Source organism: Rhizobium sp. AB2/73, from assembly GCF_020871915.1.
Classification (GTDB): domain Bacteria; phylum Pseudomonadota; class Alphaproteobacteria; order Rhizobiales; family Rhizobiaceae; genus Rhizobium; species Rhizobium dioscoreae.
Genome location: NZ_CP067071.1, coordinates 1,211,945 through 1,222,728 on the forward strand (window position 1 = coordinate 1,211,945; position 10,784 = coordinate 1,222,728).

General features: G+C 57.4%; 7 protein-coding genes. 5 read left to right on the forward strand and 2 right to left on the reverse strand.

What is annotated here, in order from left to right; all coding sequences use genetic code 11:
• The first annotated feature begins 28 nt into the window (after window positions 1-28).
• The 3 genes from I8E17_RS06110 (at window position 29) to exoR (ending at window position 6,090) form a co-directional block, all read left to right on the forward strand.
• Entirely contained in the window at window positions 29-2,872 is a 2,844-nt protein-coding gene (locus I8E17_RS06110) for a valine--tRNA ligase (protein ID WP_069611962.1), read from the forward strand.
• Window positions 2,873-3,343: 471 nt separating this feature from the next.
• Complete coding sequence (locus I8E17_RS06115) at window positions 3,344-4,603, forward strand: OmpP1/FadL family transporter (RefSeq protein ID WP_069611963.1); 1,260 nt, start codon at window positions 3,344-3,346, stop codon at window positions 4,601-4,603.
• Window positions 4,604-5,286: 683 nt separating this feature from the next.
• The gene (exoR, locus tag I8E17_RS06120) at window positions 5,287-6,090 is read left to right on the forward strand and encodes an exopolysaccharide production regulator ExoR (protein ID WP_069611965.1); all 804 of its coding nucleotides are present in this window, start codon (window positions 5,287-5,289) and stop codon (window positions 6,088-6,090) included.
• A gap of 63 nt (window positions 6,091-6,153) precedes the next feature.
• Here exoR and xth read toward each other — a convergent pair whose 3' ends face one another.
• Window positions 6,154-6,945 carry an exodeoxyribonuclease III gene (gene xth / locus I8E17_RS06125; RefSeq protein WP_069611966.1) on the reverse strand — a complete coding sequence of 264 codons (792 nt, stop codon included), beginning with the start codon at window positions 6,943-6,945 and terminating at the stop codon, window positions 6,154-6,156.
• Between the two features lie 129 nt (window positions 6,946-7,074).
• Entirely contained in the window at window positions 7,075-7,407 is a 333-nt protein-coding gene (gene erpA, locus I8E17_RS06130) for an iron-sulfur cluster insertion protein ErpA (protein ID WP_069611967.1), read from the reverse strand.
• A 310-nt stretch (window positions 7,408-7,717) separates the two neighbouring features.
• Between erpA and I8E17_RS06135 the strand changes: the two genes are divergently transcribed.
• Together I8E17_RS06135 and argS are read left to right on the forward strand one after the other, a co-directional pair.
• Window positions 7,718-8,935, forward strand: coding sequence for a deoxyguanosinetriphosphate triphosphohydrolase (locus tag I8E17_RS06135; RefSeq protein ID WP_069611968.1), 1,218 nt, complete (start codon window positions 7,718-7,720; stop codon window positions 8,933-8,935).
• 56 nt (window positions 8,936-8,991) lie between these two features.
• The gene (gene argS, locus I8E17_RS06140; protein ID WP_069612287.1) at window positions 8,992-10,752 is read left to right on the forward strand and encodes an arginine--tRNA ligase; all 1,761 of its coding nucleotides are present in this window, start codon (window positions 8,992-8,994) and stop codon (window positions 10,750-10,752) included.
• The last annotated feature ends 32 nt before the right edge of the window (window positions 10,753-10,784 follow it).

The following is a 10,784-nucleotide window of genomic DNA, read 5'->3' on the forward strand; positions in this document are numbered from 1 at the left end:
CACCCAGTCCTCTAGATCCGGTCATAAAATGCTCGACAAAACATATGATTCCGCCACCGTCGAACCGAAGATCGCCCAAAAATGGGATGAGGCCGACGCCTTTCGCGCCGGTGCGAACGCCAAGCCGGGCGCGGAAACCTTCACCATTGTTATCCCGCCGCCGAACGTGACCGGTTCGCTGCACATGGGTCATGCGCTGAACAATACGCTGCAGGACATCATGGTGCGGTTCGAGCGCATGCGAGGCAAGGACGTTCTCTGGCAGCCGGGCATGGACCATGCCGGCATCGCCACGCAGATGGTCGTCGAGCGTCGTCTTGCCGAGCGCCAGCAGCCGGATCGTCGCAAGATGGGCCGCGAAGCCTTCATTGAAAAGATCTGGGAATGGAAGGCCGAATCGGGCGGTTTGATCTTCAACCAGCTGAAGCGCCTCGGCGCGTCCTGCGACTGGTCGCGCGAACGCTTCACCATGGACGAGGGCCTGTCCAAGGCCGTTCTCGAAGTCTTCGTCACGCTCTACAAGGAAGGCCTGATCTACAAGGACAAGCGCCTCGTCAACTGGGACCCGAAGCTCTTGACGGCAATCTCCGATATGGAGGTCGAGCAGCACGAGGTGAAGGGCAATCTCTGGCACCTGCGCTATCCGCTGGAGCCCGGCGTTACCTATCAACATCCGATCGCCTTTGACGAGGAAGGCAAGCCGACCGAATTCGAAACGCGCGATTATATCGTCGTTGCGACGACGCGTCCGGAAACGATGCTCGGCGATACCGGCATCGCGGTCAATCCGGAAGACGAGCGTTATCGGGGTATTGTCGGCAAGCATGTCATCCTGCCGATCGTTGGCCGCAAGGTCCCGATTGTCGCCGATTCCTATGCCGATCCGACCGCCGGCACTGGCGCGGTAAAGATCACGCCGGCGCATGATTTCAACGACTTCGAAGTCGGCAAGCGCGCCGGACTGCGTGCCATCAACGTCATGGACGTCGATGCCTCGATCACCATCAAGGATAACGAGGACTTCCTCCAGGATCTCGATCATCCGGCAGCGCTGCATGGCGCCTGGGACGAGCTGGAAGGCAAGGACCGCTTCGAGGCCCGCAAGATCATCGTTCGTATCTTCGAAGAGGCGGGCCTGCTCGACAAGATCGAGCCGCATACGCATGCCGTGCCGCATGGCGATCGTGGCGGCGTGCCGATCGAGCCGCGCCTGACGGAACAGTGGTTCGTCGACAACAAGACGTTGGGGCAGCCCGCGCTGGAATCCGTTCGCGAGGGCAGAACCAAGTTCGTGCCCAGGAACTGGGAAAACACCTACTTCAACTGGCTCGAAAATATCGAGCCGTGGTGCATTTCCCGTCAGCTCTGGTGGGGTCACCAGATTCCGGCATGGTATGGCCCGGACGGGCAGGTCTTTGTCGAAAAATCCGAGGAAGAAGCGCTGCAGGCCGCGATCCAGCACTATCTCTCGCATGAAGGGCCGATGAAGGCTTATGTCGAGGACCTGCTGGAGAATTTCAAGCCCGGCGAAATTCTGACGCGCGATGAAGATGTGCTCGACACCTGGTTCTCGTCCGCACTCTGGCCGTTCTCCACGCTCGGCTGGCCGGACGAGACGCCGGAACTGGCGCGCTACTATCCAACGAACCTCCTCGTGACCGGCTTCGACATCATCCCGTTCTGGGTCGTTCGCATGATGCAGATGGGTCTGCATTTCATGAAGGATGAGAATGGCAATCCCGTCGAGCCGTTCAGCACGGTCTATATTCATGCTCTCGTTCGCGACAAGAACGGGCAGAAGATGTCGAAGTCCAAGGGCAACGTCATCGATCCGCTTGAACTGATCGATCAGTACGGCGCCGATTCGCTGCGCTTCACGCTGGCGATCATGGCCGCGCAGGGTCGCGACGTGAAGCTCGATCCGGCCCGCATCGCCGGTTACCGCAACTTCGGCACCAAGCTCTGGAACGCCACGCGCTTTGCCGAAATGAACGGTGCCAAGAGCGATCCGCATTTCGTGCCCGAAGCGGCGGAGCTCACCGTAAACCGCTGGATCCTGACGGAACTGGCGCGTGCGGAGCGTGACGTTACCGAAGCGCTGGAAAGCTTCCGCTTCAATGATGCCGCAGGCGCTCTCTATCGTTTCATCTGGAATCAGTTCTGTGACTGGTACCTTGAGCTCTTGAAGCCGATCTTCAATGGTGAAGACGAGAATGCCAAGGTGGAGGCTCAGTCCTGCGCAGCCTATGTTCTCGAAGAAACCTACAAGCTTCTGCACCCGTTCATGCCCTTCATGACCGAGGAGCTCTGGGCGCACACGGCAGGCGAGGGGCAGGAACGTGAGGGCCTGATCTGCCATGCGGATTGGCCGGCACCGTCCTATGCCGACAATGTCGCCGCCGATGAAATCAATTGGCTGATCGATCTTGTTTCCGGCATTCGCTCCGTTCGTTCGGAAATGAACGTGCCGCCGGCCGCGACGGCGCCATTGGTTGTTGTCGACGCCAATAGCCTGACGCGCGAGCGCCTCTTCCGTCACGATGCCGCCATCAAGCGGCTGGCGCGCGTGGAAGCGGTTTCGCTTGCCGATACGGCACCGAAGGGTGCCGCTCAGATCGTCGTCGGCGAGGCGACGGTCTGCCTGCCGCTTGGCAGCCTCATCGATCTCTCCGCCGAGAAAGCGCGCCTCGAAAAGGCGATTGCCAAGAATGATCAGGAGATTGCCCGCATTGCCGGCAAGCTTTCGAACGACAAGTTCGTTGCCAATGCCAATCCGGACGTCGTAGCCGCCGAGCGCGAGCGCCTCGGTGAGCTCGAGGGGCAGCAGTCCAGCCTCAAGGTGGCGCTGGCCCGCGTCAGCGAGGCCGGCTAGGACATGCATGCGATCGAAGGTGAAAAGCACAAGAAGCGGAACTGAGAAAGCGCGATTCGCTTGAGGAAGTAGAGATCCGGAATCGAAAAAGGCACGCGGTGTTCGCCGCGTGCCTTTTGTTTTATTTCTCTCGAATCGGTAGAATTGACGGGATCTAACACCCTAGATCCGTCGCCAGTTTCGCACAGGCGAAACAGATTACCCCTAAAGTTGCTGGACACGCTCGAAAAGCAAAACTGTTGTCATATTGTAACAGAATTGTTGTTGTGAAGAATGAGAATCTATCGGGGGCCAAAAATGCTATTTCGAAAGAAAAAATTACCTACACTTATGGATTTTCAGAGGCGGCGTTCGTTTTCTTACGTAAATCAATCATTCTCTTACATGGCCGGTGCTTTTGTGCGCCACATTGCCAATTCACGCGATCGTCGCAACAATCAAACCACTGAATGCACATGTGGGGGAGATACAATGGCATTTTCTGTTGCGTTGAGGAGCGCAGTCACACTCGTTATCAGCTCGTCTTTCGCCACCGCTGCCTTTGCGGGCGGCCTTGATCGTAACGGCTATGATATCGATCTGCTTTTCGACAAAGGCCGTTATGTGTTCGAGTCAGGCGTTACTTACGTCATGCCCGACCGTAAACTGAAGAACGCCAAGGACATCAATCCGACTGACGGCAATCTTAACAACCGTAGCCGTTCGACGGACGCCGCGGAAAATTACGCCGTTCCCTATGCCGCTTTCAAGATTGGCATCACCGATGATCTCGACTGCATGGCCGACTATTCGCAGCCTTTCGGCGGCCACCTCAACGAAGGTGCAAATTGGGCCGGCGCCAATAACGAAACCGAAGTCAAGGTTCGCACGAACAACTATTCGGCCACCTGCTCGTACAAGTTCGATGCGGGTCCGGGTCAGCTACGTCTGATCGGGGGCGGTTTCTATCAGGAAGTCAGCGGCTACAAGTCGCGCCTCGTCTACGCTACTCCGGCTCCGATTTCAGCCATTTACAACGGCATGGGTTCGCTTGACATCGACGGTCACGGCTGGGGCTGGCGCGCGGGTATTGCCTACGAAATTCCGGAATATGCCTTCCGCACGAGCCTCGTCTACAACAGCCGGGTCAAATACGACAACCTGAAGGGTAGCGTCGATCTGACCGAGGTGCCGCCGCCTGTTGTTCCCGGCTTCGGTGGCAAGGTAACGTCCGTTTTCGGCTCGGCCGATGCTCCCGACTCCCTGGAATGGAAGGTACAGACCGGTATAGCGCCTGATTGGCTGGCCTTCGGATCGGTTAAATGGACCAACTGGAGCATCCTTCAGAGCATCGCGCTCTGCCCGAGCTCCACGCGCAGCATATCCTGCAGAGCCAATGGCCCTACCGAGCTCACCTCGCTTGACCTGCTGTACAAGGACGGCTGGACGATCACCGGCGGTGTCGGACACAAGTTCAATGACAAGTGGAGCGGCGCCGTCAGCCTGACCTGGGATCGCGGTACGAGCGATGGCTATGGCATGAATTCCGATACATGGACCCTCGGCGCGGGCGTGGCCTATAAGGCGACAGAGCATGTTCAGTTCAATTTCGGCGGCGCTCTCGGCCTCATGACATCAGGCAAATCCGGACCGGTAACACGCGGCGGTGTCGTCTACGGTAATGATGCGACCTATAGCTTCGGCAATGACTTGGTCGCCGCTCTTCAGACATCGGTGAAAGTCAGCTTCTGACGATAAGCCATTGAATTGAAGGAGCTAGTTGACTGATCCTTCACTTTGTCATCAACGTCGCGAGCTTTTCCGAGTCTCGCGACGTTTCTTTGTCTGATCGGCAAAAGGCGGAACGCAAACCGCCGCTTTTGCCTGATTTATGGTTAAAGAAATCTCAAGTTCGATAAAATCTTTGTGACGAATTAGCAACACTCTATTTCAAGACATTGCAGCCACGTGATCAGATTACAATTTGTCCATTTCCCGCCACAAATGGGGAGCAGCGATTACGTGGGCACAGGGGCAAGCCTTGTAGAAAGTGCGTAAGCGGTCGATGGGTGAACTTCCACTTTGGCATAAGCAACAATTCGGGATCGGAGCTGCGATGCTTCCGACGCAGCCGAAAACGCGTTGTCTGCCAAGGGAAGTCGTCAGCCGGCCGATCTTTGGGTTCCATCATCGGAGGGCGAACGAGGGCGCTGCTTCGATGGTGAGATGCGATAGCGGCCGCGCAAATGCTGGTTTGGACATAATTGCAAGCTATGCTCGCAATTGTGGCAAACAGCATCGGTTGGATGCCACAGGAAATGCCTTTTCGAAGGACGATCCAGTCTCGTGCGCCATCAGGGAAAACATTCGTGAAGCTGGCGGCGATTATGCAAGTGCCGTGACAGGTCCGAATGGAGCGAAAGAAATCGACTGTTATGTTTAAGTCCGAGTTCATATCAGCGAGAGTCATGATGCTCAGCCTGTCCCTTGCCACCGCGGTGGTGCTGGCGGGTCAAGCCAAGGCATTCGATATCAATGCCGGCGTCACCAAGGAATCAGGTCCGTTCGATCTCTTCAAGTTCGGCTTTAAGGCCTACAAGAACGGACAGAAGGAAGAGGCGGTCGAAGCCTATCGTTATGCCGCCGAAAAAGGCCATACCGGCTCACGCTGGGCTTTGGCCAATATGTATGCCGATGGCGACGGGGTGGCGCAGAACGATTTCGAAGCCTTCAAGATCTATAGCGAGATCGCCCAGCAGGGTGTGGAACCGGGCTCGGAAGACACCGGCTTCTTCATCAATGCGCTGCTGGCGCTCGCGAGTTACTACAAGACGGGCATTCCCAACAGCCCGGTGAAGATCGACCTCAATCAGGCCCGGCAGCTCTATTTCCAGGTGGCATCGACCTTCGGCGTTCCGGAGGCGCAGTTCCAGTTGGCGCAGATGATGCTGTCCGGCGAGGGCGGCGCCACCAATGTTCAGCAGGCCAAGAAATGGCTGAACCAGGCCCGCAAGAGCGGCCATCCCGGCGCCATGGCCGTCTTCGGCAATATCCTGTTCCAGGAAGGCCAATCCATCCGGGGTCTCGCCTTCATGACGGCGGCACTGGACAAGTGCAAGCCGAAGGACTGCAGCTGGATGGAAGACCTGCAGGAGCAGGCATTCTCCGTTGCCAACGAGAACGACCGCCGCGTCGCGGTCTCCATGGCCCATCAGCTTGACGTTGCCGGCTCCGATTGATCGCGCCGGCTTTACTGACGCTGTTGTCGCTCAGGCCGCGCGGTGTGCTTGCAGGCGGACGGACTAGCTCGCGAAATCAAGATGTGCGATCACAGGCACGTGGTCCGACGGTTTTTCCCAGGCGCGCACATGTTTTTCGATTGCCGTTGCGGTGAGGCGATCGGCAGCCTCGGGCGACAGCATCAGATGGTCGATGCGAATGCCGTTGTTCTTCGGCCATGCGCCGGCCTGATAATCCCAGAATGAATAAAGCTTGATTGCATCCGTCGTCGCGCGCACCGCATCGGTAAAGCCGAGATGTTCGAGCTGACGGAAGGACTGGCGCGTTTGCGGCAGGAAGAGGGCATCGCTCTCCCAGACCTTCGGGTCGAAACAATCATGTGGCTCCGGAATGACGTTGTAGTCGCCGGCGAGTATCAGAGGCTCCTCCAAGGCCAGGCGATCCAAGGCGAATTTTCGCAGGCGCTCCATCCAGGCGAGTTTGTAGGGGTATTTTTCGGTATCGACCGGATTGCCGTTCGGCAGATAGAGGCAGCAGACCCGCAGGGCGCCGTGTCCTTCAACGGAGAACACAGCCTCGATGAAGCGGGCCTGTTCGTCGCTGTCGTCACCGGGTAAACCGCGCCTCACCTCATCCGGTTTCGTCTTCGAAAGAATCGCAACGCCATTGAAGCCTTTCTGCCCGTGTGTCTCGACGTGATAGCCGAGCGCTTCGATCTCCAGACGTGGAAAGCCTTCGTCGACCGTTTTGATTTCCTGCAGGCAGACGATGTCCGGGTTCGAGTCCTTCAGCCATTGGCAGAGGTTCTCGATACGCGCTTTGACGCCGTTGATGTTCCAGGTGGCGATTTTCATGGGCGGCTCATTCCTTTGCTTCGCCCTGTTGTATCCGCAGCCGATCGGCTTGACTACAGCCCATATGAAAACCGGCCCGGAGCGAAGGCTCCCGGCCGGTCATCAAATTGTGGAAAAAGAGGGTAGGGATCAGATCGCGAAACTGGTGCCGCATCCGCAGCTTGCGACTGCATTCGGATTCTTGATCTGAAAGGATTGGCCGAGGAGATTGTCGACGAAATCGATCTCCGAGCCCGCCATATAGACCAGCGACAACTGATCGATCAGGACGGTCGCATTGTCCTTTTCGACGACGATATCATCATCCTCGGGGCCTTCAACGAGATCGAATTTATAGGAAAAACCCGAACACCCGCCGCCTTCGACGGCAACGCGAAGAGCGCGCTTTCCGGCATCCGCGCCGACGATAGCAGCGATTCGCTTGGCTGCAGCATCCGATAGGGTAACACTTGTCTCAGTCATATTTTCCTCCTGCCGGGGTCAAGATCCGGAGAGAACCAATAATAAGCCGTCGAACTTTCAAACGGCTGATATCCGTAGCCTTTATCATGAAAGTCAGGCCGTTGACAGCTATGGTTTCGTGGTTGAGCCACACACCATTTTGCTGTTTTCTTGTCTATAGGTATGAAGGCTGCAAAGCGGCGTCAATGGGCCGGAATGTACGAAGAGCGGGCATATGTCCGTATTGCCGGACAGGGCCGGGGACCGATTGCAGGGAAACGACTGTCGCGTCGATGGCGGTGCGGGAGCCAAATGCCGGAATGGATTGATAATGACGATTGATACGCATGCATTGGGTTTCGGGTATGGGGAAAAGGCAGCCTATGCGACAAATCCCTGGGAATCGCATGGAAGGCTGTACGAAGAAGGATCGAGCCCGACACGCTCCGAATTCCAGCGCGACCGCGACCGGATCGTCCACGCGACCGCCTTCCGTCGGTTGAAGCACAAGACGCAGGTCTTCATTGCTCAGGATGGCGATCATTACCGCACTCGATTGACGCATACGATCGAAGTTGCCCAGATTGCCCGCGCCCTGGCGCGAGCCCTGAAACTCGACGAGGATCTGGCTGAGGGTGTGGCACTTGTTCACGATTTCGGCCACACACCCTTCGGCCATACGGGCGAGGATGCGCTTCATGAAGTGCTGCTGCCCTATGGCGGCTTTGATCACAATGCCCAATCCCTGCGCATCGTCACCAAGCTCGAGCGCCGTTATGCCGATTTTGACGGACTCAATCTTACCTGGGAAACGCTTGAGGGCCTCGTCAAGCACAATGGGCCATTGATGACGCCTGATGGTAAGGGCATCCGCGGTCCGGTGCCGCAGCCAATTCTCGATTATTGCGAGATCCACGATCTCGAAATTGCCTCCTATGCCAGCCTTGAAGCGCAGGTCGCCGCGATTGCGGATGACATTGCTTACAATACGCACGACATCGATGACGGCTTGCGCTCCGGTTATTTGACCTTCGATATGCTGGAGGAGGTGCCCTTTCTCGCCAAGCTGATGGCTGAAGTGAGGGCACGCTACCCGCATCTGGAGGCGAGCCGCTTCACGAACGAGATCATGCGCCGGCAGATCACCCGCATGGTTGAGGACGTGATCGCCGTTTCACAGCAGGCGCTCGCCGAAATCAAGCCGGGCAATGTGGCCGACATTCGTGCTGCCGGCCGGATTATCGCGACTTTCTCGCCTGAGATGGCTGAGACCGACAAGCTGATCAAGCAGATGCTGTTCAAGCGTATCTACCGTCATCCGGACATCATGCGCATCCGTGCCGGCGCGGCGCAGATCGTCACGGACCTTTTCGGGGCCTATATGGAAAATCCCAGGGAGATGCAGAGCCATTACTGGGTCGATCATATTGCGGGCCTAGCGATCGCCCCCAAGGCAAGGCATGTCGGCGACTATCTCGCCGGCATGACGGACACCTACGCCATCAGCGCCCACAAGCGCCTGTTTGACCAGACTCCCGATTTGCGGTAGGCAGCGGCGGCGTCGGGCCGATAACGGCTCTCCGAAGCTAATGCGTGGACGATATGATGAACCTTTTCACCGACTTCGAAGTAAGAATTAAGAACGCTCTCGAACAAATTGATATTGTACGAGAAAAGCGATCGGAAGTCGACTTCGGACGTATTGGCGTGGAACCGCCGCGCGATGCCACACACGGCGATGTCGCCACCAATGCTGCCATGGTTCTGTCCAAGCCGCTGGGCACGAATCCGCGTGCGCTTGCCGAAATCATCGTCGCCAAGCTGAAGGAAGATGCAGACGTCGCCGAGGTTTCGGTCGCAGGCCCGGGCTTCATCAATATCCGCCTCTCGGTCGGCTACTGGCAGCGGCTGCTGGCAACGATGATTTCCGAGGGCGAGAAGTTCGGCCGTTCGAAGCTTGGCGCGGGGCAGAAGGTCAACGTCGAATATGTCTCAGCCAATCCGACCGGGCCTATGCATGTCGGCCATTGCCGCGGCGCCGTCGTCGGCGATGCGCTGGCGAACCTGCTGGCTTTCTCCGGCTATGAAGTGACCAAGGAATATTACATCAACGATGCCGGCTCCCAGATCGATGTGCTGGCGCGCTCCGTCTTCATCCGCTATCGCGAGGCGCTCGGCGAGCAGGTCGGCGAGATCCCGGCTGGCCTCTATCCCGGCGATTATCTGATTCCGGTCGGTGAGGCGCTGGCCAAGGAATTCGGCACCAAGCTGCGCGGCATGACGGAAGAGCAGTGGCTTCCGATCGTCAAGGATCGTGCTATCGAGGCGATGATGGCGATGATCAGGGAAGATCTGGAGGCTCTGAACGTCCATCACGACGTGTTTTTCTCCGAGCGCACCCTGCATGCCAATGGCGCGGCACTGATCCGCACCGCGATCAACGACCTGACCTTCAAGGGCTATGTCTACAAGGGCGCGCTGCCGCCGCCGAAGGGGCAGCTGCCGGAAGATTGGGAAGACCGCGAACAGACGCTCTTCCGCTCGACGGAAGTGGGTGACGATATAGACCGCCCGCTGATCAAGTCGGACGGCTCCTATACTTATTTTGCTGCCGACGTTGCTTACTTCAAGAACAAGTTCGACCGCGGCTTCAACGAGATGATCTATATCCTCGGCGCCGACCATGGCGGCTACGTCAAGCGGCTGGAAGCGGTCGCTCGCGGCGTTTCCGACGGTGCTGCGAAGCTGACTGTGCTGCTGTGCCAGCTCGTCAAGCTCTACCGCAATGGCGAGCCGGTGAAGATGTCGAAGCGCTCGGGTGATTTCGTCACGCTACGCGAGGTCGTCGATGAAGTTGGCCGCGATTCGGTGCGCTTCATGATGCTTTATCGGAAGAATTCCGAGCCTCTGGATTTCGATTTCGCCAAGGTTACAGAGCAGTCGAAGGACAATCCGGTCTTTTACGTGCAGTACGCGCATGCCCGCTGCATGTCCGTCTTCCGTCAGGCCAAGGAAGCCTTCCCGGACCTCGACATCGCCTCGCTTGACCTGTCGAAGGCTGTCATTGGCGCGATCTCCGATCCAGCTGAATTGCAGTTGGTCGCGAAGATTGCGGAATTCCCGCGAATCATCGAAGCTGCAGCACAGTCGCAGGAGCCGCATCGCATCGCTTTTTATCTTTACGATCTAGCCAGTTCCTTCCATGGACACTGGAATAAAGGTAAAGATTTACCGGAATTACGTTTTGTTAACGATAAGAACCGAGAATTGAGCATTGCCAGACTTGGGCTGGTGTACGCTGTCGCGTCGGTTTTGAAGTCGGGTCTTGGTATAACCGGGACCGCAGCACCGGACGAAATGCGATAAACGTCACCATTTACCCACATTGCGCTGGCATT